Genomic DNA, 21,374 nt, shown 5'->3' on the forward strand with positions numbered 1-21,374 from the left:
CAAACCTGCCGCCTGCCGCCCGGCCCCCTTGGGGCCGGCGTCGCGTCCGGCGGCCCGGCGTATCGTTGAAAAATCATGCGCGTCCGATCACTGACGGCTTTACTGGTTTTCACCTGCGCCGCAAGTGCCGGCCCGCTGACTGCGTCCGCCCAGAACCTCGTCCAGGTCTGGCAGGCCGCGCTGGGCAACGACCCCACCTATGCCGCAGCCCGCGCCAACTACCGCGCCGGCCTCGAAAAGGAACCCCAGGCCCGCGCCCTGCTGCTGCCCCTGATCACCGCCGAAGCCGGCGGCGCCTACCAGGAAACGCGCAGCACCCGTGGCCTGTCCTACGCCTACAGCGGCGGTCGCGGCGTCTGGGACCTGGCGCTCACCCAGCCCCTCTTTGACTGGGGCCGCTGGCAGAACTTCGAACAGTCCAAGCTCATCGTCGCCGACGTCGAAGTCCAGCTGCAGCAGGCCTACCAGGACCTGCTGCTACGCGTTGCCGACGCCTACTTCAACGTCCTGTACGCCCAGGACACCCTGACCGCCACCGAAGCCGAAAAAGCCGCCGTCGCCGGCCAACTGGAATCGGCCAAGCGCAACTTCGAACTCGGCAACGCCACCATCACCGACACGTACGAAGCGCAGTCGCGCTACGACCTCGTCGTCGCCCAAGAGTTGCGCCTGCAGAACGACCTGGAAGTGCGCCGCGACGAACTGGCCAAGATCATCGGCACGCAGCCCGGCGCCCTGTCCGAACTGCCCTACGGCGTGCAACTGCCCGCCCCCCAGCCCGCCCGCATCGCCGACTGGAGCAACCAGGCCGAAACCTCCAGCCTCGAAGTCCTGCGCGCGCAACTCCTGACCCGCATCGCCGGCCGCGAAATCCAGATCGCCAAGAGCGGCCACTACCCCACCCTGAACCTGCGCGCCACCAGCGGCAGCGCCAGCGACGCCGTCATGCGCAACGCCGCCCCCGGCAAGCCCATCGACAACACCATCGGCGTGGTCCTGTCCATCCCCCTGTACTCCGGCGGCGGCGTGTCCTCGCAAGTCACGGAAAAGGTCGAACTGGAACAAAAAGCCCGCTACGACTACGAAACCGCCCGCCGCCAGGCCGTCCAAGCCACCCGCCAGTACTACACCGGCGTCACCAGCGGCCTGGCCCGCATCCAGGCCCTGGAAGCCGGCGAAAAATCCAGCCGCGCCGCCGTCGAAGCCAACCGCACCGGCTACGAGGTCGGCGTCCGCATCAACCTGGACGTCCTGAACGCCCAGCAACAGCTCTACGCCACCCAACGCGACCTGGCCCTCGCCCGCTACAGCACGGTGCTCTCCGGCCTGCGCCTGAAGGCTACCAGCGGCATCCTGGCGGAATCAGACCTGGAAGCCATCAACCGCCTGCTGCGCACGCCGCGCTGAGCGAGCAAGTGGCGAAGGTGAACACCCTAGCCCCGGGGTCGCGCCAAGGTCGCGCCACCGGTGTCTGACTGAGCTAACCCGCGCCACCGATGGCGCCACCGGTGTCTGACACCCTTTAAGCACCGTCTCGAACCCAAGATCATCTCTACGGGTGTCAGACACCTAATCACCAGCCCCACCAGCGCGCAAGCGCACACCGCCACGACGCCCCACCGCCCAGAAGCCGATTGCCGCCGCCCGGGCGGCAGCAATTCGGCGGCCCCGCAGATCCCCTTCCCCGACCACAGGTCTTACAGCGCCCCAAACCAAAGACCCTGGCAGCACGGCGTCGCGGTCACCGTGGGTGCGAGCGCCGTCGATGCGCCCGAGGGAATCTGAAGGGAGCCGAAGGCGGACGAAGACCGCGGCGCCGGGCGACCTACGAAGATCTGCGGCACCGACCCACGAAGCCGTGCAGCACCGACTTACAAAGCCCGGCATCACCGGCCTACGAAGCCCTGCAGCACCATCCTACGAAGCCCAAGGCACCAACCTACCAAGCCCAAAGCACAAAAGAAAAGGCGGCCACCCAGGCCGCCTCACATTCATCCAGCACATCAAATTCAAAGCCTTCAACCGCCCTGAATCTTCTTCACCAACGCCGTCGTAGACCGCTGGAACTCAAAGGGAATCGCAACCGCACGCCCCCCCCAAGTCTTCACCAACGCCGTCTCCGGCAACGTCTCCATGTCGTAATCGCCACCCTTGACGATCAGATCCGGCCTCAGTTCCCCGATCAACGCCTCAGGCGTATCCTCGGAAAACGACGTCACCGCCGACACAAACCCCAACGCCGCCAGCAACGCCGCCCGATCTTCCATGCGATTGAGCGGGCGCTCCGCCCCCTTGCCAAGCCGCCGCACCGACTCATCGGTATTCACGGCGACAATCAGCGTCGCCCCCAACTGCGCCGCCTGGTCCAGATACGTCGCGTGCCCCCGATGCAGGATGTCGAACACCCCGTTCGTGAACACCAGCGGCCGCGGAAAGCGGCCAGCGGCGACGGCGGCGACGAGTTCGTCGCGGGACAGGACCTTGGATTCGAAACGGGCGGCAGGCATGCGGCGATTATAGGAGGGATCAGCTGCCCGCCAGGATGATCTCTTTGTCCTTCGGAACGATCAGCGCCGTCATTTCCTTGCGGTAGCGGTTCAGATCCTTCACCGTCTCGAAGCTGCGATCCATCAGCTTGGACAGGATGTGCAGAATGCGGCTGGCCACCTTCTGCTCCCACACGCCGTCAAAGCGGATCTGCGTGTCCAGCCAGTGTTCCAGCCAGCCCGGCTCCGGCAGGCGCGACTGCACCGTGTCGTTCGGGAACAGATCCTTGTTCACGTGCAGATTCGTCGGATGCAGCGCCTGCTGCGTGCGTCCCGCCGAAGCCATCAGCACCCCGATCTTCGAGAACGCCAGACGGGCTTGCTCGCTCGTTTCCTGCCCGCGGTCGTGCAGCGCACGGCGCATGTATTGCAGGTAGGCGCCCGCGTGACGGGCCTCGTCCTGCGCCACCGTCTTGTAGATCGCCTTGATGACCGGCTCCGTGTGCCAGTCGGCCGCGCGGCGGTACCAGTGGTTCAGGCGGATCTCGCCGCAGAAATGCAGCATCAGCGTTTCGAGTTCCGGCGCCTGATCGAATTCAAAGCGCACGTTGTGCAGCTCTTCTTCGGTGGGCACCAGATCCGGCCGGAAGCGGCGCAGATATTCGATCAGCACCAGGGAATGCTTCTGTTCTTCAAAGAACCAGACCGACATGAACGCGCAGAAATCACTGTCGCCGCGGTTGTCGCGCAGGAACATCTCGGTGGCCGGCAACGCCGCCCACTCCGTGATGGCGTTCATCTTGATCGTGTGGGCCTGCTCGTCCGAGAGCTTGCTGCGGTCGAAATCGCCCCAGGGAATATCGTGCGCCATGTTCCAGCGCACGGCTTCCATGGTCTTGAAGAGTTCAGGATAAAGCATGTTCTGCCCTTGTATTCGTCCCGCTAGTGGGGCTATGAAAATTGATGAATGGCGCGCGCGTTCCTATAGGCGTCGGCGCTGCATGCCACCTCTCGCAGCGCTATTTTTCGCCGTCTCCCGCGAAGCTATGATGACCGTTTCATGAATGAAACATGACAGTAAGGTCTAGATCATCGCGCCGCCTATCGGGTCAGCGCCCATATCGCGACCCCCACCGCCAGCGCCAGCACGCCAACCAGCGCTGCAACCAGCCGGTTGTTCTGCTCTTGTGCGCGACGTAGCTGCATCATCTCGGCCAGCATCGCCGGCGAGACATTGGGGCGGCTCAGATGGTCATGGACCAGCCTGGGCAGGGCGGGCAGCATCTGCGACCACTGCGCTGCCTCTTTTTCCAGGCTTTGCCGCAGGCCCTTGAATCCGACACGCTGGCGCATCCAGCGTTCCAGATAGGGCTTGGCGGTCTTCCAGAGATCGAGGTTGGGATCGAGCTGACGCCCCAGTCCCTCGACGTTCAGCAGGGTCTTCTGCAACAGGACCAGCTGCGGCTGGATCTCGACGTTGAACCGGCGCGAGGTCTGGAAGAGCCGCAGCAGCACTTGCCCCAGCGAGATCTCCGACAACGGCCGGTCAAAATAGGGTTCGCAGACGGCGCGCACCGCGCCTTCCAGTTCTTCCTCGCGCGTATCCGGTGGCACCCAGCCCGATTCGATATGCAGTTGCGCCACGCGGCGGTAGTCGCGGTGAAAGAACGCCAGGAAATTCTGCGCCAGGTAGTTCTTGTCGAACTCGGACAGCGAGCCCACGATGCCGAAATCCAGCGCGATGTAGCTGCCCAGCGTGTCCGGGCGGTCCGACACGTAGATGTTGCCCGGGTGCATGTCGGCGTGGAAAAAGCCGTCGGTAAAGACCTGCGTGAAGAAGATCTCGACGCCCGTGCGCGCCAGCGTCGGAATGTCGATGCCGGCCTCGCGCATGCGCTCGACCTGGCCCACCGGCATGCCGTACATGCGCTGCATCGTGAACACGGTGGAAGCCGTGTATTCCCAGATCACCTCGGGCACGATCAGCATGTCGCCACGCCCCGATTCCGGACCGAAGTTGCGGCGCAGCTGGCTGCAATTGGAGGCCTCGCGCACCAGGTCCAGCTCGTCGTGCAGGTACTTGTCGAATTCGGCCACGACCTCGCGCGGCTTCAGGCGGCGGCCGTCCGGGCCCAGGCGCTCGATGATGCGCGCCACCACCTTCAGCAGCGACATGTCTTTTTCGATGATGCTGAGCATGCCCGGACGCAGCACCTTCACGGCGACTTCACGGCCGTCGTGCAGCACCGCGAAGTGCACCTGCGCGATCGACGCCGACGCCACCGGGTCCACATCGAACTGCGCGAACAGCTTTTCGGGCGGCGCGCCCAGCGCCGCCTCGATGCAGGCCGCTGCCTGCGCCGACGGGAACGGCGGCACGCGGTCCTGCAGCAGCGCCAGTTCGTTGGCGATGTCGGCGGGGATCAGGTCTCGGCGGGTGGACAGCACCTGCCCGAACTTCACGAAGATCGGGCCCAGCGATTCCAGGGCAAGTCGCAGCCGTTGCCCGCGCGGCGAACGCGGGCGCGTGCCCAGGCGCATGACGCGCAGCAGGCAGGTGGCCAGCGGATGATTCAGGCTGGACAGCACCAGCTCGTCCAGGCCGTAGCGCAGCGAGACGACGATGATGCGAAACAGGCGCAGCAAGGGGAACATGGATCAGGCGCCCCGCTTTGCGCCGGCCGTGGCCAGGCGGGTTTGCAGCGCAGCCGCGGAACGCGCCAGCGCGTCGGCGCGGGTGTTCAGGTCGGCCAGGTCCAGGCGCCATTGCTCCAGGGCCGGACGGCCCGCCAGCACACCGCTTTCCTCGGACAGGTATTCGGATACGTTTTCGGCCAGGCGCTTGCCCGCCGTGCGCGCGCCATCCGACACGGCACGCGCGCCGCCCACGATGCGCAGCGCGGCGATGTCGCCCACCACGCGGGCCAACGCGTCCTCCGGATCCCAGCGCAACTGCTTGGACAAGTCGGCAACCACCTGGGCCAGCGCCGCGTCGCCTGAAATATGCGTGGCCTCGGCAAAATCCGGCTTCTCGTGCCCGGCGCCCAGGCGCGGCAGCGGCAGCTTCTCGGGCGACACTGTCAGCGTCACGTCGGGCACCACGGCCGGATCAGCCTGATCCGCCAGCCCTTCGCTATCGATGGACAGGCCCAGCGTGAAGCCGCCCATGGCAAACCGCACGGTCTTGCCGGCATGCCGAGCCAGGCGTTCGCGCGCCCAGTCCTCGCGCCGCAGCAAGGCATTGAGGGCGCTGATGGCCAGACGCTTCGGTGTGGGCAGGAACGAAAAAGGCAGCATGGCGGTTGCAAGGACCCTGAGAGGGCTTGCCGAAGTTGATGGGTAAATCGGGAGTGTAACGGGTTAGATGGGAGCCTGTTTTGCGTAGGCACATTGAAAAACCGGCCCTCTGGGGGCCGGTTCAGGCGGACGCCTTACGGCGCCCGCGGCAGATGGCCGGTCGAGCCGGACCGCCAGGATTAGCTGGCGTGTTCCACCGGGATCTGCTGGATGCCGGCCAGCAACCAGCCGCCATTGGCCGGCTTGAACAGGTTCCAGACTTCTTCGAAGCGGAACGCTTCGGCGCCCGGCGCCTCGCGCAGCATGCCCGAGAAGCGCACGCTGGCCAGGTGGCCGTCGGAGACGGTTTCGATGCCCAGCATCTCGGCGTTCAGCAGGACCACTTCGGTCTTGTTGGGCGCCGCGCCGCGCTCGGCCAGCTGCGGCTTGAGCTCGGTGATCAGGTCGTCGGTCAGGAATTCGCGCAGACCGTCGGTGCTGCCGCTGTCCCAGACCGCCTGGATGCGGACGAACTGTTCCTTGGCTTGCTTCAGGAAGTTCGGCGTGTCGAAATCGCCCGGCACGAACCAGTTGTTGTCGTCGCCCGCCTTGGGCAGGACGGCCGGCGGCTCGACCGGCGCGGCGGCCACCGGAGCGGCAGCGGCGGCAGGCGCGGCGGCGCCCGGCTTCAGCGATTCACGCCACATGGGCTGCTGTTGCTGGCCCGAGGCGTTGTTGGGCCCGCCGAATGCACCCTGCGTGGCAGTGCGCGGACCGGCGCCGCGCAGGCGGCGGATGATGAACATGACGGCGAAGACCACGGCGGCGATCAGCAGCGCGGACGACAGGAACTCCAGGAACGCGCCGGACAGGCCCATGCTGGAGAGCAGCGCCGCGATACCAAGGCCGGCGGCGATGCCGGCGATGGGACCCAGCCAACGCGAGGCGCCGCTCTTGGCGGCGGCGCCTGCCGCGCCGGCCGTGGCAGCACCGGCAGCTGCCGGTGCTGCGGTGGCGCCCGCGGTGTTGTTGGTGGCAGCCGGCGGCGTGGTGGCCTGGCGCTGCGTCGTGACATTGGAGGACTGGCGGCCGACACTGGCGCCGCCGCCTGCGCGGCGAGCTTCGGCGTCAAACGACGCCGTCACCAGCGCCGCGCCCGAAACGGCGATGAGCGCCGCGGCGACAAAGCGCGAAAGACTGAATTTAGACATGAGTTTGCTCCCTCGTACTCGCGCCCCCGCTGCCCCGAGCAACGGGAGGGCCCCGCAATGCGCGGGGCCATCTGCGCGACTTTTCTTACAGTAATCTGAATGGCGTAAGAATAACGGACAAGCTGCCGCCCCACAAGTTCCCCGCGGGGTGGCGGAATCCGCCGTGGTCGCCGGGCGTCAGCCCAGGCGCACACCTTCGTGCAACGCGGCGATGCCCGCCGTCAGGTTGAAGTACTGCACCCGCTCCAGGCCGGCGGTGCGCAGCATGTCGGCCAGGGTTTCCTGGTCCGGGTGCATGCGGATCGATTCGGCCAGGTAACGATAGCTGGCCTCGTCCTTGGCGATCTTCTTGCCCAGCCACGGCAGCACGTTGAAGGAATACCAGTCGTATGCCGGGGACAGGGGCTTGGCGATGCGCGAGAACTCCAGCACGAGCAGCTTGCCGCCCGGCTTGAGCACGCGGGTCATTTCGGCCAGCGCGCGGTCCTTGTGAGTCATGTTGCGCAGGCCGAAGGCCACGCTGACGCGGTCGAAGTAACCGGTGGGGAACGGCAGGCGCTCGGCGTCGCACACGGCGGCGGGCACCAGCAGGCCGGCGTCGGTGAGCCGGTCGCGGCCCACGCGCAGCATGGAATCATTGATGTCGGTCAGCCAGACCTCGCCCGTGGGGCCGGCGCGCTTGGCGAACGCGCGCGCCAGGTCGCCCGTGCCGCCGGCAATGTCCAGCACCTTCATGCCGGGGCGGATGGCCGCGCGGCCGATCGTGAACGCCTTCCAGACGCGGTGCAGGCCCGCCGACATGAAATCGTTCATGACGTCGTAGCGCTGGGCGACCGAATGGAACACTTCGGCAACCTTGCGGGCCTTTTCGCTTTCGGGGACCGATTGGAAGCCGAAGTGCGTGGAGGTCGAGCCGGCGCCGGCGGATTGTTGCGATTCGGAGGGGTTTTGCATGGTGTATTCCCGATATATCGTTCAATGGTAGCCTATCGGGCGCGCGCCTGCGGCGGACGAGCCCGCCAGATGGCGCGCCGCGGTCACATACCTGAAATATTGCGGCCATACTATCGCAATGTTCGCGCCGCGCCGGCGCTCCGAAGTGTGCCCAATTCGATATGTCCAGCACTATCCTCGTCGTCGAAGACGAACCCGCCATCCAGGAATTGATCGCCGTCAACCTGTCCTTCGCCGGCCACAAGGTGCTGCGCGCCTTCGACGCCGACCAGGCCCAGACGCTGATCCGTGCCGAGCTTCCCGACCTGATCCTGCTGGACTGGATGCTGCCCGGCACCTCTGGCCTGGCCATGGCCCGCAAGCTGCGCAACGACGAGCGCACCCGCGCCGTCCCGGTCATCATGCTGACCGCCAAGGGCTCCGAGCAGGACAAGGTCGACGGCCTGGAAGCCGGCGCCGACGACTACATCACCAAGCCCTTCTCGCCCAAGGAGCTGATGGCCCGCATCAAGGCCGTGCTGCGCCGCCGCGCGCCCCAGCTCACGGACGACGTCATCGACGTCGGCGGCCTGAAGCTGGATCCGGTGACGCATCGCCTGTCGGGCAACAGCCAGTCCCTGCAGATCGGCCCCACCGAATTCCGCCTGCTCCACTTCTTCATGACGCACCCCGAGCGCGTGTTCTCCCGTTCGCAGCTCCTGGACCAGGTGTGGGGCGACCACGTCTTTGTCGAAGAGCGCACGGTCGACGTGCACATCCGCCGCCTGCGCAAGGCCCTGGAACCCAGCGGCCATGACGCGCACGTCGAAACGGTCCGCGGCAGCGGCTATCGGTTTACGGCACAGCTCCCGACGCGGTAAAACGTGCGCACGATGATCTGGCTGCGCACCCTTATTCTGGTCGTCCTGTGGGCGGCATTTGCCTTGTTGGCGCAATGGCTCATTGGAGACCCCGCGGGCTGGATCGTGTTTTCGGTAGCACTGTGTGCCATGCTGCTCTGGCGCAGCTGGCGCCTGTCGCTGGTGTCCAAATGGGCCAATCACCCGGATTCCGCCCCGCCGGCCTCCGTGGGCCCGTGGGACGACATTCTTGCCCCGCTCTATCGGTACACCCGCGCCCGCGCGCGCGAGCTGGCTGAAACCCGCGACACCATGCAAGGGATGCTGGCGGCTGCCCAGGCCCTGCCCGACGGCGCCGTCACGCTGAACGAGGATTTCCAGATCGACTGGTGCAACCGCATGGCGCGCCAGCATCTGGGCCTGCGCCTGCCGGCCGACCGCGGCCACAATCTGCTGAACCTGCTGCGGGCCCCGGAATTTGTGGAATACGCGCATCGTCCGTCCTGGCCCGAGCCCATTCTGGTGCGGCTGGGTCAGCAAGGCCAGGAACGGCTGATGATGATGCAGCTCACTGCATACGCGAGCAACCAGCGCCTGCTCATCACCCGCGACGTCACGCAGATCGAACGCCTGGAAACCACGCGCCGCGACTTCGTCGCCAACGTGTCGCACGAATTGCGCACGCCGCTGACGGTGCTGGCGGGCTTTCTGGAAACGCTGCGCGACATGCCCGACGAGGCGCTGCCCAAAGAGCAGCGCGAACAATACATCGACATGATGTACGAGCAGGCCCACCGCATGCAGGCCATCGTGGAAGACCTGCTGACGCTGTCCACATTGGAATCGTCGCCGGGCAGCGATCCGCGCGCCGTCAACATGGGCGCGCTGCTGCAAAAGGCGCGCCAGCAGATCGAGGCGCTGTCGGGCGGCCGTCATCAACTGGTCTGGCACATCGACGAAACCCTGGACGTGCTGGGCGCCGAAAACGAACTGACCTCGGCGCTTTCCAACCTGTTGACCAACGCCGTGCGCTACACGCCGGACGGCGGCACCATCACCGTCCGCTGGGAACGCGACCCCGAAGGCGGCGCATGCTACAGCGTGCAGGACACCGGCATCGGCATCCCGGCGCGCCACCTGCCGCGCCTGACCGAGCGCTTTTACCGCGTGGACCGGGGCCGCTCGCGCGCCGTCGGCGGCACCGGGCTGGGGCTGGCGATCACCAAGCACATCGCCATGCGGCACGACGCCGAACTGCTCATCACCAGCGAACCCGGCAAGGGCAGCGTCTTTTCGCTGCGCTTTCCCGCCGACCGCATCGCCATCGCCGAAACGGCGTGATTCCGCCCGCCTGCCCGCTGACGGCGGCGCGCGGGTGGTAAATTTTTGGCCATGCGCATCCTGGTCATCGAAGACGAACCCAAACTGGCCGACTACCTGAAGAAGGGGCTGTCGGAGCAAAGCCACGTCGTGGACGTGGCGCGCGACGGCGTGGACGGCCGCCACCTCGCGCTCGAAGGCGCGTACGACCTCATCGTGCTGGACGTGATGCTGCCCGGCGTGGACGGCTTCGAGATCCTGGCCTCGGTGCGCGCGCAAAAAGACACTCCCATCCTGATGCTGACGGCCCGAGACGCGGTGGAAGACCGGGTCCGCGGCCTGGAAGGCGGCGCCGACGACTACCTGGTCAAACCCTTTGCGTTCTCGGAGCTCTTGGCGCGGGTGCACGCGCTGCTGCGCCGCGGCCGCTCGCAGGAGCCCACGCTGCTGCGGCTGGCGGACCTGGAGCTGGATCTGGCGCGCCGGCGCGCCCAGCGCGGCGGCCAGCGGCTGGACCTGACCGCCAAGGAATTCAGCCTGCTGGCGCTTCTGCTGCGCCGCCAGGGGCAGGTGCTGTCGCGCACCACCCTGGCCGAACAGGTCTGGGACATGAACTTCGACAGCGACACCAACGTCATCGACGTCGCGGTGCGGCGCCTGCGCGGCAAGCTGGACGATCCCTACGCCACGAAACTGCTGCACACCGTGCGCGGCATGGGATACGTGCTGGAATCGCGCCCCGCTGACGGCCACGCCGGATGAGCCGCCCCCGCGTGCGCTCCATGCAGGCGCGGCTGACGCTGCTGCTGGGCGCCATCGCGCTGTTCGTTTCCAGCGTGGCGGGCGCCACCCTTTTCTGGGCGCTCAAGCGCGAAGTCGAGCGCCAGGAGATCACCGAAGTCAGCGGCAAGCTCGAGCTCATCGACCACTTGATCGACATGCAGAACAGCGCAAGCGGCTTGCACGACCTGGCGGCCACCTTCGATCAGATGCGCGCGGGCCAGGGTCAGCTTGGCATCTGGATCGTGGACGCGCAGGGCCAGGCCGTCTATGGCGGCGCCGCGCCCGAAACGCTGGAAACCACGGATGGCCGGCAGGTCCTCTTGCAGACGCCGGATGGCGGGCGCATGCGCGGCCTGCGCGTTGCCATGAACGATCGCATCCTGCCCGGGGCGCAACTGACCGTGGCGGTCAGCACGCGCACCAGCGCGCAATTCCTCTATGCCTACGGCACGGCGCTGGCGCTGATCTGCGCGTTGTGGGTAGGCGCGACGGTCGTCCTGGCCGCGTGGGCCGTGCGGCGCAGCATGGCGCCCGCGCGGCGGCTGTCCGGGCAGGCCGCGGCCATCCAGCCCGACAATCTGGCGCGCCGCCTGCCGCTGCAAGACACCGACCGCGAGCTGCATGAACTGGTGCGGTCCTTCAACCGCACGCTGGACCGGCTGCAAGCCGCCTACCAGCAGATGGAGGGCTTTAACGCCGATGTGGCGCACGAACTGCGCACGCCGCTGGCGACCCTCATCAATGGCACGCAGGTCATGCTGTCGTCGCCGCGCGATGCGGCCGAGCTGCGAGATGCGCTGGAATCCAACCTGGAAGAACTGGAAGACCTGAAGACGCTGGTCAACGACATGCTGTTCCTGGCGCGGGCCGACCGCGGCGAGCGCGCCGCCGACCTGGCGCCGGTGTCGCTGGCCGCCGAAGCCCGGCGGGTGGCCGAATATTACGAGGCCACGCTGGAAGAACACGCCGTGCGCCTGCGCTGTGTGGGCGACGCCACCGTGGCCGCCAACCGGGGGCTGGCGCGCCGCGCGCTGGCCAACCTGATCTCCAACGCCATCAAGGCGACGCCCCCGGGCGGCGAGATCGTGCTGACGTGCACCCCCACCGCGCGCGGGGCGCGGGTCACGGTCCACAACCCCGGCACGCCGATCCCGGCCGCGGACCTGCCCCGGATCTTCGACCGCTTTTTCCGCTCCGGCCAGACGCGCGCGCCACGCAGCGAAGGTCACGGCCTGGGCCTGGCCATCGTCCGCGCCATTGCGCGCATGCATGGCGGCGACGTGGATGCGGCGTCCGGCGCCGCCGGCACCGTGGTCGGCATCACCTTCAACAACCCGGCGCCGGCCGCGAACATTACAAAAACGTAATCTGCGCGACAGGATCGGGTCACCCCGGTCTTCCTACAGTGTCATCACGCCCATTCCCATTGCAAGGATTCCCGTGAAAGGCACCCAGTTACGCACTTGCGCCGCCGCATTGGCGCTGATGATGTCCGGCGCCGCGTTCGCCGCAGGCGACCATGCGCACGGCGGCCACGCGCCGTCCGCGGCGGCCGCGCCCATCGGCGCGCCGGGCGATCCCGCCCGCGTCACGCGCACCATTGACGTCGACATGACCGACGCCATGCGCTTCACGCCCGCCAGCATCGATGTCAAGGCCGGCGAGACCGTGCGGCTGAACGTGCGCAATTCCGGGAAGATCCGGCACGAACTCGTGCTGGGCACCGACGCCGACCTGAAGGCGCATTACGCCATGATGATGAAGGACCCCGGCATGCGTCACGATGAACCCAACGCGGTGTCGCTGGACGCCGGCAAAAGCGGCGAGATCGTCTGGCGCTTCGGCAAGGCCGGCACGGTGTCCTTCGGCTGCCTGGAGCCAGGCCATTACGGCGCCGGCATGAAGGGCGCCGTCTCGGTGCTGTGACATGACGGCGCACACGCTCACGACCCGCCGCCGCTTCGTGCAGGGCCTGGCCGCCGGCGGCGCGCTCGCCGCCCTGGGCGGCTGGCGCCGGGCATCGGCCCAGTCCGGCGCAGCCGCGGCCGCCGAACTGCGCGGCACCGAGTTTCACCTGGAGATCGGCGAGACGCCCGTGAACTTCACGGGGGCCGCGCGCGTGGCCACCACGGTCAACGGCCGCCTGCCCGCGCCGCTGCTGCGCTGGCGCGAGGGCGATACGGTGACACTGCACGTCACCAACCGGCTGCGCGAGCAGACCTCCATCCATTGGCACGGCATCCTGCTGCCCACCGGCATGGATGGCGTGCCCGGCCTGAGCTTTGCCGGCATCGACCCCGGCCAGACGTTCACGTACCGATTCGACGTGCGCCAAAGCGGCACCTACTGGTATCACAGCCACTCGGGATTTCAGGAACAGACGGGCCTGTACGGCGCCATCGTCATCGACCCGCGCCACCGCGATCCCATCGCCTCCGACCGCGACTACACGGTGCTGCTGTCGGACTGGACGGACGAAGACCCGATGCGCGTGTTCGACAAGCTGAAGGTGATGCCGGATTACTACAATCGCATCCAGCCCAGCATGCAAAGCCTGGCGGACAACGCCGGGGACAAGGGATGGCGCGCGGCGCTTGCCGACCGGCTGATGTGGGAACGCATGCGCATGAATCCGACGGATCTGGCCGACGTGTCCGGCGCAACCTACACCTACCTCACCAACGGCGCCACGCCCGCGGCCAACTGGACGGGCCTTTTCAAGCCGGGCGAGCGGGTGCGGCTGCGGTTCATCAACGGCTCGGCCATGACGTACTTCGACGTCCGGATACCGGGCCTGACGATGACTGTCGTGGCCGCCGATGGCCAGGATGTCCGCCCAGTCGATATCGAGGAATTTCGCATTGGCGTCGCGGAAACCTATGACGTGATCGTGGAACCTTCACAGGACCGCGCCTACACGATCTTCTCGCAAGCCATGGATAGATCGGGCTATGCACGCGCCACGCTGGCGCCCCGCGCCGGCATGCAGGCAAGCGTGCCCGAGATGGACCGTGTGCAGGTGCTGGGCATGATGGACATGGGCATGGCCCACGACATGAGCGGGTCGCAACCGATGCCGGCCGGACACGCCGGGCACGGCGCGGACACGGGCGCGGACCCGGACCAGGGTGGCATGGTCGAGGTCAGGCACCCCTATCCCGCCGAGCGCGGCGTGGGCAATTCCATGCTGCCTGACGTGGTGTCGACGCGCCTGGACGATCCCGGCCCCGGACTGCGCGGCAACGGCCGCCGCGTGCTGACGTATGCGGACTTGCGGTCGGTGCGGGAGCCCGACGACAACCGCGCGCCCTCGCGCGAGATCGAGCTGCACCTGACGGGCAACATGGAGCGCTACATGTGGTCGTTCAACGGCGTGAAGTTCTCGGACGCGCGGCCCATCGTGCTGCGCCACGGCGAGCGCGTGCGCTTCGTGCTGGTCAACGACACGATGATGACGCACCCCATCCATCTGCACGGCCTGTGGAGCGACCTGGAATCCCCGGACGGCGCGTTTCAGGTCCGCAAGCACACGATCTCATTGAACCCGGCGCAGCGCATCAGCTATCGCGTCAGCGCCGACACGCGTGGGAACTGGGCCTACCACTGCCATCTGCTGTATCACATGGAGGCCGGCATGTTCAGGGCGGTCGTGGTGGAGTAAACGATGAAGCCGATCAGTTTCCAGAAACACGCGCCGGCCCTTTGCGCCATCGCCCTCGCGCTGACGCCCCCCCTGGCCGCGGCGCAAGCGTCACAAATGGATCATGCCGGCATGACCGGGATGGACCACGGCTCGATGGACCATGGCCAGGCGCCGTCACCGGACAGCCCGGAAAGCCACCAGGGAATGGACCATGCAGAGGCGAACCATGACGCGCCCGCCGCAGACGCTCCGCCCGTCGGCAGCCTGCCTGCAAGCGATGGCGAAGGCCCGCGCGGCTACGACAGCTACGGCATCCATCCGCACATGATGGACAACGCGCCCACGTGGCAGGTGCTGTTCGACAAATTCGGCGCATCGCGCAATCGCGACGGGCAGAACGCGCTCGAATGGGATGGCCGCTTCTGGTTCGGCACCGCCACGGACCGCCTGCTCGTCAAGAGCGAGGGCGAGCGCCAAAGCGGCGGCGGGTCGGACGGCAAGGTCGAGGCCTTCTGGAGCCACGCCATCTCGCCCTTCTGGGATCTGCAACTGGGTGCGCGCCGGGATATCGGCGCAGGCCCCAAGCGCAACTGGGCCGCGGTCGGCGTCGAGGGCTTGCTGCCCTACAACATCGAACTGACGGCCACCGCCTATGCCGGCCCGTCAGGCCGCAGCGCCCTGGCGCTGAAGGCCGAGTACGATCTGCTGCTGACCCAGCGCCTGATATTCACGCCCGAACTGCAAGCCAGCGTCTACGGCAAGAACGACCCGCAACGCGGCATCGGTTCCGGTCTGTCGCAGGGATCCCTGTCCCTGCGCCTGCGTTACGAGGTCACGCGCGAATTCGCCCCCTACGTTGGCGTATCCTTTGAACGGAAGTTCGGCCAGACGGCGAGCTATGCCTCGGACGCCGGCGAAGGCCGATCGCAGGCTGCTGTCATCGCGGGCGTGCAGTTCTGGTTCTGACCGGCCCGCGCCTGAACATCCCCCCTTTATCCCCCGGAGCATCATGAACGTTTCCCGTCTTACGCGCCGCCTCGTCCTTGCCGCGGCCCTCAGCATCCCCGCGATTGCCGCCGCGCAGGCGCCCGTGAAAGTCGAGGTCTGGAAGACGCCTACCTGCGGCTGCTGCGAGGATTGGGTCAAGCACATGCGCGACAACGGCTTTGCCGTGACCACGCATGACGTCGACGACACCGGGCCCATCCGCCGCAACGCGGGCATGTCCAACTACGGCTCCTGCCACACCGCGATGGTCGAGGGCTATGCGGTCGAAGGCCACGTGCCCGCCAGCGACGTGCGCCGACTGTTGCTGGAAAAGCCCGACGCAGCGGGTCTGGCCGCCCCCGGCATGCCGCTCGGATCGCCCGGCATGGACGGGCCGGAATACGGCGGACGCAAGACGCCGCACGACGTGGTGCTGGTCGACAAACGTGGCGGCGCCCAGGTTTTTCAGGCCTATCGCTAAGGCTGGCCTGAAACAATTCATCCACAACGCTTCAATGGCTACTCCTTGCACCGCAGCAAAAATGGTCCACAATAAATAAAAGCGTTTCTCACCCACCCCTTGGCAGTCATGGCACAAATCGTCCTGTTCGAGAACATCCACCCGAGCGCCCGCGCCGTCTTCGAGGCCGCCGGCTACACCGATATCGTCACGCATGCCGCGGCTCTGCCGCCGGCGCAATTGCACGACGCCCTGCGCGGCGTGCAAGTGGCGGGGATCCGTTCTCGCACGCACCTGGATGCCGCCCTGCTGTCCGGCAACCCCGACCTGCGCGTGGTGGGCTGCTTTTGCATCGGCACCAACCAGGTCGACCTGGACACCGCCATGCAGCGCGGCATTCCGGTCTTCAATGCGCCGTTCTCGAACACGCGCTCGGTGGCCGAACTGGTGTTGGGCGAGGCCATCCTGCTGCTGCGCCGGATTCCCGAAAAGAATGCCCGCATCCATCTGGGCCACTGGGATAAAAGCGCCGCGGGCGCTTTTGAGACCCGCGGCAAGACGCTGGGCATCGTCGGCTACGGCAACATCGGCTCGCAGATCAGCACGCTGGCCGAAAGCCTGGGCATGCGCGTCATCTATCACGACGTGGAAGCCAAGCTGCCGCTGGGCAACGCCCGGCCCGCCGGCACGCTGAACGAACTGCTGGAGCAGGCCGACGTGGTGACGTTGCACGTGCCCGGCGGCAAGTCCACCGAAAACATCATGAACGCCGAGACCATCGGCCGCATGCGCCGTGGCGCGATCCTGATCAACGCTTCGCGCGGCACCGTGGTGGATATCGCCGCGCTGCACGCAGCACTCAAATCCGGTCATCTGGCCGGCGCCGCGCTGGACGTGTTCCCCACCGAGCCCAAGAGCGCCGATGAACCGCTGGCCAGCCCGCTGATCGGCATGCCCAACGTCATCCTGACCCCGCACATCGGCGGCAGCACGCAAGAGTCCCAGGAGAACATCGGCCGCGAAGTGGCCGAAAAACTCGTGCGCTTCCTGCAGGCCGGCACCACCAAGGGCGCCGTCAATTTCCCCGAGCTGCCTTTCCTTGAGCAGGCCGGCGGCACGCGCATCCTGCACGTGCACCGCAACGCGCCGGGCGCGCTGGGCACGCTGGACAACCTGATGGCGCAGCACGGCCTGAACATCGTCAGCCAGACCTTGCAGACACGCGGGCAGATCGGCTACGTGATCACCGACGTGGAAGGCCAGGTCGACGACATCGTCATGACCGCCTTGCGCGATCACCCGATCACGGTCCGCTGCGACCGGCTGTAAAGCAGCAAGCGCCAGGCAGCAAGGGCCCCTTCGGGGGCTTTTTTATTGCCCGGCAGTTGCCTGGAACGGTGTCAGACACCGTACCAATGCATGCCCGTCACGCCCATCCGGCTCAGCCGCCGCCCGGTGCAGGCACTGCGCGATCTTCTCGCGCACGCTGCCTGCGTCGAACGGCAGCCGGCCGATGATGCCGATCTCGCGATGAAACGCGTGTTCGCCCAGCGGCAGCAGCCGCAGACCCGTCATGTCCAGCCGCCGCAGGCGCGGCAGCAGCGCCACGCCAAGGCCATGCCGCACCATCCCCGCGATCGCCTCGATCTCGTCGAGCTCCACGGCCTCGTTCACGGTGATGCGGTGCTTTTTCAGGAACACGTCGACCACGCGGCCCCCGAATGAGGCGCGGTCGTAGCGGATGAAGGGCTGGGTCGCCAGCAGCTCCCGCCACGGGGCGACCGGCATGGATTCGGGCAGGGCCAGCATGACGGGCTCGGTCATCAGCGGCTGCCAGCCCAGTTCGGGCGGCAGGGCGAAGGGCGGGCGGATCAGCACGGCCAGGTCCACTTCGCCGGCGTCTACCTGGCCCAGCAGCGACAGCGAGACGCCGGGCACGATGCGCACGCGCACATCGGGATAGACCGCGCGGAACTCGCCCACGGCATGGACCAGCAGATCCTGCTGCACGGAGGCGATGGCCCCGATGCGGAGCAGCCCGCTGACGTGCGCGGCGCCAGCCGAGGCCGCCATGCGCTCGGCCATGGCGACCAGCTCCTCGGCCTGCGGCAGCATGTCCCGCCCGTGGGCGTTGAGCGCCGCCGCGCGCGGACCGCGGTCGAACAGCTCGACGCCCAGGTATTCCTCCAGCCGCCGGATCTGGGCGCTGACCGCGGATTGCGTCAGGCCAAGCTGGACACCGGCCCCGGTAAAGGTTCCGTCCCGCGCCACGGCAATAAAGGTCTTGAATTCCTTGAGCACAATCAATTTTTTCGATGCTAAGACTCGAAAAATATCGTTTTGCTATAAAAAAAACAATACCTAAACTATGCCCTGGTGATAACGCCGACACATTGCGGCGTTCGCTGAACTGAATAACCCTCTTTTGCCTGACCGGGAGCCTTGCATGTCCGCTCAAACCAACCTGCCGCCGTTCCACCTGGCCTTCCCCGTGCGGGACCTGGCCGAAGCCCGCGCCTTCTATGGCGAAAAGCTGGGCTGTCCGGAGGGCCGCAGCTCGTCCGAATGGATCGACTTCAATTTCTACGGCCACCAGATCGTGGCGCACCTGGCGCCCAGCGAATGCGGCCACAAGGCAACCAGCGCGGTGGATTCGCACAATGTGCCCGTGCGCCATTTCGGCGCCGTGCTTTCCATGGAACAATGGGAAGCCATGGCCAAGCGCCTGACCGACGCCGGTACCGAATTCGTCATCGAGCCCTACATCCGTTTCAAGGGCGAGGTCGGCGAGCAGGCCACCATGTTCTTCCTGGATCCGTCGGGCAATGCGCTTGAATTCAAGGCGTTCAAGAACATGGATTCGTTGTTCGCCAAGTAACCCGTCACTACAGGTTTCGTGCCGTTGAACGTCAATTCCAATTCGCTTTCTCCGGCCGAAACCCGCTGGCGCATCCTGCCCCAGGGTGACCGCTGCCTGATCGTCTCCTTCGGCGAGCGCATCGATGCCGCCATTGGCCGGACCTGTCTGGCGGCGGCCCGCAAGCTGCGCGACGCGCGGCTGCCGGGCGTTACCGACGTGGTGCCCTCCTTCGTCGCCGTGGCCGTGCACTACCGGCCGGGCGGACATGGCGAAGGGCCCACGTACGCGGCGCTCTCCGAGCACATCCAGGCCCTGCTTGCCGAGGGCATCCCGACCGCCGACGCGGGGGGACGCGAGGTCGACATCCCCGTCTGCTATGGCGGCGAACACGGCCCCGACCTGGAAGAGGTCGCGCGCGCGGCCCGAATCAAACCCGAAGACGTCATCCGGTTGCACAGCGAACCGCGCAGCATGGTGTTCATGCTGGGGTTTGCGCCCGGCCACGCCTATCTCGGCGTGCACGACGAAAAACTGAACATTCCCCGCCGTCCGTCGCCGCGCACCGCCGTGCCTGCCGGCGCGGTGGCCATCGCCAACCGGCAAACCGTGATCTACCCGAACCGGCTGCCGGGCGGCTGGAACATCATCGGCGCCACGCCGCTCGTCATGTTCGACCCCGCGCGGGAACCCGCGGCCCTCCTGCAGCCTGGCGACACGGTGCGGTTCGTGCCGATTACGCCCGACGAATTCGACCGCATCCGGGGGAGCCGGCCATGAGCGTGACGGTGATCAAGCCCGGCATGCTGTCCAGCTTCCAGGACCGCGGGCGCGAAGGCTACCAGCATCAGGGCATTCCGGCGGCCGGCGCCATGGACGAACGCGCCCATCGGCTGGCCAATGCCCTGGCGGGCAACGAAGGCGATCCGGCCACGCTGGAGATCACGCTGACGGGCCCCACGCTGCGCTTTGACGCGCCGGCCTGTTTTGCGCTGGCCGGCGCCGACCTGGGCGCCACGCTGAACGGCCAGGACATTCCCCAACTGCGCCCGCTGATCGCGCGGCCCGGCGACGTGCTGGCCTTCGGGGCGCGGCCCGCAACGGGCGTGCGCGCGTATCTGGCCGTGCATGGCGGTTTTGCGCTGACGCCCGTCATGGGCAGCGAGACCACGTATCTGCGCAGCGGTTTCGGCGGTTTTCAGGGGCGCGCGCTGGCCAAGGGCGACGTCGTTCCGCTGCGCCGCCCGCTGGAGCCGGACTGCGATACCGCCGCCTTGCAGAAGGCGCTGTGGCAGGTGCGCGTATACCTGCCCGCGGCGCTGGGCAACAAGCAGCGCGAATTCATCCGCTTCCTGCCCGGCGTGCACTGGCCCGAATTCTCGCAATCCAGCCGCCGCGCCTTTTTGGAATCCGAATTTCGCATCAGTCCGCAGTCCGACCGCATGGGCTACCGCCTGCTTGGCCGGCCGCTGACCATGAATCAGCCGCGGCAGATGCTGTCCGAGGCCGCCTGCTTTGGCACGGTGCAGGTGCCCTCGGGCGGCGAAGCCATCATTCTCATGGCCGACCGGCAGACCACCGGCGGCTATCCCAAGATCGCGCAGATCGCCACCGTGGACCTGCCCGCGCTGGCGCAGTCCGCACCCGGCCAGGTGCTGCGTTTCCAGCGGATCGAGTTGGACGAGGCGCAGCGCCTGGACGGCGAGCGCGAACGCGCGTTTGCGCAATTGCACGACGCGCTTGCACCGCTGCGCGCGCTGCTGAACTAGAAAGGAAACCGCCATGACCACCCGCATCGACTTGAACTGCGACATGGGCGAAAGCTATGGCGCCTGGACCATGGGCAACGACGCGGCCGTGCTGCAGTACGTCAGCTCAGCCAACATTGCCTGTGGTTTCCATGGCGGCGATCCGGCCACCATGCGCAAGACGGTGGCCGCCGCGCTGGCCCGGGGCGTTGCGCTGGGGGCCCATCCCAGCCTGCAGGACCTGGCCGGTTTCGGCCGCCGCGTCATCCAGATCAGCCCCGACGAAGCCTACGACATCGTCGTCTATCAGATCGGCGCGCTGGCGGGTGTCGCGGCCTCGCAAGGCGCCCGCCTGCATCACGTGAAGGCGCACGGCGCGCTCTACAACATGGCGGCCAAGGATGAGCCGCTGGCAAAGGCGATCTGCCAGGCGGTCAAGGATGTGGATGCGTCGCTGATCCTGTACGGACTGGCCGGCAGCAAGCTGATCGACGCGGCCCGCGCCATCGGCCTTGCGTGCGCCAGCGAAGTCTTCGCGGACCGCTCCTATCAGGATGATGGCTCGCTGACGCCGCGCACGCGCGCGGGCGCCATGATCGAGGACGTGGACGTCGCGGTCGCACAGGTCGTGCGCATGGCGCGCGAAGGCCTGGTGCGGTCGGTTGACGGCAAGGATGTGCCGGTGCAGGCCGACACCCTGTGCATTCACGGCGACCAGCCCAATGCGCTGGTCTTTGCCGACGGCATCCGCCGCGCCTTGACGCAGGCCGGCATCGAGGTGCGCACGCCGCCCCGGGCTTGAAGGCCCGG

Annotated in this window: 21 protein-coding genes; 14 read left to right on the plus strand and 7 right to left on the minus strand. The window is 67.1% G+C overall.

Features of this window, described 5'->3' with window-relative positions; genetic code table 11:
• Window positions 1-75 precede the first annotated feature (75 nt).
• Entirely contained in the window at window positions 76-1,407 is a 1,332-nt protein-coding gene (locus tag ASD87_RS24420) for a TolC family outer membrane protein (protein WP_056327531.1), read from the plus strand.
• 611 nt (window positions 1,408-2,018) lie between these two features.
• Here the strand turns inward: ASD87_RS24420 and ASD87_RS24425 are convergent.
• From ASD87_RS24425 to ubiE, 6 genes are all read right to left on the minus strand, one after another.
• Entirely contained in the window at window positions 2,019-2,507 is a 489-nt protein-coding gene (locus tag ASD87_RS24425; protein ID WP_056327533.1) for an adenylyltransferase/cytidyltransferase family protein, read from the minus strand.
• A 19-nt stretch (window positions 2,508-2,526) separates the two neighbouring features.
• Window positions 2,527-3,405 carry a ferritin-like domain-containing protein gene (locus ASD87_RS24430; RefSeq protein ID WP_056327535.1) on the minus strand — a complete coding sequence of 293 codons (879 nt, stop codon included), beginning with the start codon at window positions 3,403-3,405 and terminating at the stop codon, window positions 2,527-2,529.
• Between the two features lie 182 nt (window positions 3,406-3,587).
• On the minus strand, window positions 3,588-5,141 hold the full coding sequence (gene ubiB, locus ASD87_RS24435; RefSeq protein ID WP_056327537.1) for a ubiquinone biosynthesis regulatory protein kinase UbiB: 1,554 nt from the start codon (window positions 5,139-5,141) through the stop codon (window positions 3,588-3,590).
• Between the two features lie 3 nt (window positions 5,142-5,144).
• Window positions 5,145-5,783, minus strand: a complete 639-nt coding sequence (locus ASD87_RS24440) for an SCP2 domain-containing protein (protein WP_056327539.1) — start codon at window positions 5,781-5,783, stop codon at window positions 5,145-5,147.
• A gap of 179 nt (window positions 5,784-5,962) precedes the next feature.
• A complete protein-coding gene (locus ASD87_RS24445) occupies window positions 5,963-6,973 on the minus strand; it encodes a Tim44 domain-containing protein (protein WP_056327541.1) in 1,011 nt (336 codons plus the stop codon).
• Window positions 6,974-7,150: 177 nt separating this feature from the next.
• The gene (ubiE, locus tag ASD87_RS24450) at window positions 7,151-7,927 is read right to left on the minus strand and encodes a bifunctional demethylmenaquinone methyltransferase/2-methoxy-6-polyprenyl-1,4-benzoquinol methylase UbiE (protein WP_056327543.1); all 777 of its coding nucleotides are present in this window, start codon (window positions 7,925-7,927) and stop codon (window positions 7,151-7,153) included.
• A gap of 161 nt (window positions 7,928-8,088) precedes the next feature.
• Here ubiE and phoB point away from each other — a divergent pair, with 161 nt between their 5' ends.
• From phoB to serA, 9 genes are all read left to right on the plus strand, one after another.
• Entirely contained in the window at window positions 8,089-8,787 is a 699-nt protein-coding gene (phoB, locus tag ASD87_RS24455; protein WP_006227196.1) for a phosphate regulon transcriptional regulator PhoB, read from the plus strand.
• Between the two features lie 12 nt (window positions 8,788-8,799).
• Window positions 8,800-10,107 (plus strand): phosphate regulon sensor histidine kinase PhoR, encoded by a 1,308-nt coding sequence (phoR, locus tag ASD87_RS24460; RefSeq protein WP_056327544.1) that lies wholly within the window; start codon window positions 8,800-8,802, stop codon window positions 10,105-10,107.
• 51 nt (window positions 10,108-10,158) lie between these two features.
• Window positions 10,159-10,848 (plus strand): heavy metal response regulator transcription factor, encoded by a 690-nt coding sequence (locus ASD87_RS24465; protein ID WP_056327546.1) that lies wholly within the window; start codon window positions 10,159-10,161, stop codon window positions 10,846-10,848.
• The gene (locus ASD87_RS24470) at window positions 10,845-12,236 is read left to right on the plus strand and encodes a heavy metal sensor histidine kinase (RefSeq protein ID WP_056327547.1); all 1,392 of its coding nucleotides are present in this window, start codon (window positions 10,845-10,847) and stop codon (window positions 12,234-12,236) included. The genes ASD87_RS24465 and ASD87_RS24470 overlap by 4 nt, the downstream gene beginning before the upstream one ends.
• 73 nt (window positions 12,237-12,309) lie before the next feature.
• A complete protein-coding gene (locus ASD87_RS24475) occupies window positions 12,310-12,795 on the plus strand; it encodes a plastocyanin/azurin family copper-binding protein (protein ID WP_056327549.1) in 486 nt (161 codons plus the stop codon).
• A gap of 1 nt (window position 12,796) precedes the next feature.
• Complete coding sequence (locus ASD87_RS24480; RefSeq protein WP_056327551.1) at window positions 12,797-14,530, plus strand: copper resistance system multicopper oxidase; 1,734 nt, start codon at window positions 12,797-12,799, stop codon at window positions 14,528-14,530.
• A gap of 3 nt (window positions 14,531-14,533) precedes the next feature.
• A complete protein-coding gene (locus ASD87_RS24485; RefSeq protein WP_056327552.1) occupies window positions 14,534-15,478 on the plus strand; it encodes a copper resistance protein B in 945 nt (314 codons plus the stop codon).
• Window positions 15,479-15,521: 43 nt separating this feature from the next.
• Complete coding sequence (locus tag ASD87_RS24490) at window positions 15,522-15,980, plus strand: DUF411 domain-containing protein (protein ID WP_082586421.1); 459 nt, start codon at window positions 15,522-15,524, stop codon at window positions 15,978-15,980.
• 108 nt (window positions 15,981-16,088) lie between these two features.
• Complete coding sequence (gene serA, locus ASD87_RS24495; RefSeq protein WP_056327553.1) at window positions 16,089-17,288, plus strand: phosphoglycerate dehydrogenase; 1,200 nt, start codon at window positions 16,089-16,091, stop codon at window positions 17,286-17,288.
• Between the two features lie 42 nt (window positions 17,289-17,330).
• Here serA and ASD87_RS24500 read toward each other — a convergent pair whose 3' ends face one another.
• Window positions 17,331-18,260 (minus strand): LysR family transcriptional regulator, encoded by a 930-nt coding sequence (locus tag ASD87_RS24500; protein WP_235512814.1) that lies wholly within the window; start codon window positions 18,258-18,260, stop codon window positions 17,331-17,333.
• Between the two features lie 145 nt (window positions 18,261-18,405).
• Here ASD87_RS24500 and ASD87_RS24505 point away from each other — a divergent pair, with 145 nt between their 5' ends.
• The 4 genes from ASD87_RS24505 to ASD87_RS24520 are packed head-to-tail and all read left to right on the plus strand — an operon-like array spanning window position 18,406 to window position 21,366.
• Window positions 18,406-18,837 (plus strand): VOC family protein, encoded by a 432-nt coding sequence (locus ASD87_RS24505; RefSeq protein WP_056327555.1) that lies wholly within the window; start codon window positions 18,406-18,408, stop codon window positions 18,835-18,837.
• Between the two features lie 24 nt (window positions 18,838-18,861).
• A complete protein-coding gene (gene pxpB / locus ASD87_RS24510) occupies window positions 18,862-19,596 on the plus strand; it encodes a 5-oxoprolinase subunit PxpB (protein WP_155721864.1) in 735 nt (244 codons plus the stop codon).
• On the plus strand, window positions 19,593-20,585 hold the full coding sequence (locus ASD87_RS24515; protein ID WP_056327557.1) for a biotin-dependent carboxyltransferase family protein: 993 nt from the start codon (window positions 19,593-19,595) through the stop codon (window positions 20,583-20,585). Before pxpB ends, ASD87_RS24515 begins: the two co-directional genes overlap by 4 nt.
• 13 nt (window positions 20,586-20,598) lie before the next feature.
• Complete coding sequence (locus tag ASD87_RS24520; RefSeq protein WP_056327558.1) at window positions 20,599-21,366, plus strand: LamB/YcsF family protein; 768 nt, start codon at window positions 20,599-20,601, stop codon at window positions 21,364-21,366.
• Window positions 21,367-21,374: the final 8 nt, after the last annotated feature.

Source organism: Achromobacter sp. Root170 (assembly GCF_001428165.1).
Classification (GTDB): domain Bacteria; phylum Pseudomonadota; class Gammaproteobacteria; order Burkholderiales; family Burkholderiaceae_B; genus Achromobacter; species Achromobacter mucicolens.

Coding starts and splice junctions, on each gene's coding strand:
- ASD87_RS24420 (WP_056327531.1), top strand. CDS start 76: ATGCGCGTCCGATCACTGACGGCTTTACTGGTTTTCACCTGCGCCGCA.
- ASD87_RS24425 (WP_056327533.1), bottom strand. CDS start 2,507: ATGCCTGCCGCCCGTTTCGAATCCAAGGTCCTGTCCCGCGACGAACTC.
- ASD87_RS24430 (WP_056327535.1), bottom strand. CDS start 3,405: ATGCTTTATCCTGAACTCTTCAAGACCATGGAAGCCGTGCGCTGGAAC.
- ubiB (WP_056327537.1), bottom strand. CDS start 5,141: ATGTTCCCCTTGCTGCGCCTGTTTCGCATCATCGTCGTCTCGCTGCGC.
- ASD87_RS24440 (WP_056327539.1), bottom strand. CDS start 5,783: ATGCTGCCTTTTTCGTTCCTGCCCACACCGAAGCGTCTGGCCATCAGC.
- ASD87_RS24445 (WP_056327541.1), bottom strand. CDS start 6,973: ATGTCTAAATTCAGTCTTTCGCGCTTTGTCGCCGCGGCGCTCATCGCC.
- ubiE (WP_056327543.1), bottom strand. CDS start 7,927: ATGCAAAACCCCTCCGAATCGCAACAATCCGCCGGCGCCGGCTCGACC.
- phoB (WP_006227196.1), top strand. CDS start 8,089: ATGTCCAGCACTATCCTCGTCGTCGAAGACGAACCCGCCATCCAGGAA.
- phoR (WP_056327544.1), top strand. CDS start 8,800: ATGATCTGGCTGCGCACCCTTATTCTGGTCGTCCTGTGGGCGGCATTT.
- ASD87_RS24465 (WP_056327546.1), top strand. CDS start 10,159: ATGCGCATCCTGGTCATCGAAGACGAACCCAAACTGGCCGACTACCTG.
- ASD87_RS24470 (WP_056327547.1), top strand. CDS start 10,845: ATGAGCCGCCCCCGCGTGCGCTCCATGCAGGCGCGGCTGACGCTGCTG.
- ASD87_RS24480 (WP_056327551.1), top strand. CDS start 12,797: ATGACGGCGCACACGCTCACGACCCGCCGCCGCTTCGTGCAGGGCCTG.
- ASD87_RS24485 (WP_056327552.1), top strand. CDS start 14,534: ATGAAGCCGATCAGTTTCCAGAAACACGCGCCGGCCCTTTGCGCCATC.
- ASD87_RS24490 (WP_082586421.1), top strand. CDS start 15,522: ATGAACGTTTCCCGTCTTACGCGCCGCCTCGTCCTTGCCGCGGCCCTC.
- serA (WP_056327553.1), top strand. CDS start 16,089: ATGGCACAAATCGTCCTGTTCGAGAACATCCACCCGAGCGCCCGCGCC.
- ASD87_RS24505 (WP_056327555.1), top strand. CDS start 18,406: ATGTCCGCTCAAACCAACCTGCCGCCGTTCCACCTGGCCTTCCCCGTG.
- ASD87_RS24515 (WP_056327557.1), top strand. CDS start 19,593: ATGAGCGTGACGGTGATCAAGCCCGGCATGCTGTCCAGCTTCCAGGAC.
- ASD87_RS24520 (WP_056327558.1), top strand. CDS start 20,599: ATGACCACCCGCATCGACTTGAACTGCGACATGGGCGAAAGCTATGGC.